The organism is Streptococcus oralis, assembly GCF_003943825.1.
Classification (GTDB): Bacteria; Bacillota; Bacilli; order Lactobacillales; family Streptococcaceae; genus Streptococcus; species Streptococcus oralis_CD.
The window spans coordinates 1-563 of sequence record NZ_RJNJ01000114.1 but is presented as its reverse complement, the minus strand read 5'-3'; the positions used below and the strand labels follow the sequence as shown (position 1 = coordinate 563).

1 protein-coding gene is annotated in these 563 nt (G+C 36.2%); it reads right to left on the bottom strand.

All coding sequences use genetic code 11. The features are described from left to right. Positions 1 to 56: 56 nt before the first annotated feature. Positions 57 to 563: S1C family serine protease (locus tag D8863_RS10895; protein ID WP_142999503.1), on the bottom strand; the 507-nt coding region annotated here is incomplete at its 5' end.

Here is a 563-nt window from a genome sequence, read left to right as displayed (position 1 = left end):
ATTCTACACTAACATATCTTTTACTTTCTGTAAAGTTTTCTTTACACTGATGTCAATTAACGTTCCAAATCACCAGAATTCTTATCTAGTTTTATAGAGGTTGTTTCCTCTTTACCATTACGGTAGTAGGTTATTTTTATAGTGTCTCCAATAGCATGGTTGTAAAGAGCATGTTGTAAGTCTGTTGATGAAGTAATCTCTTTGTCATCAACTTTAGTAATGACATCGTATTTTTGAAGATGTCCATTTGCAGGCATGTTACTTTGAACAGATCGAACAACTACACCTGAGGTGAGGCCACTTGGAATGTTTAGTTTTCTAAGATCATTAGCTCCAACGTTGGACAGATTGACCATTTGGATTCCAAGAGCAGGACGAGTCACTTTACCATCACTTTCAAGCTGTTTAATGATATTTTGTACATCGTTTGAAGGAATTGCAAAACCAAGACCTTCTACAGATGTTCCACCATTACTTGCAATCTTACTTGATGTAATACCAATTACTTGTCCTTGAATATTTACAAGAGGACCACCAGAGTTACCAGGGTTAATGGCCGTATC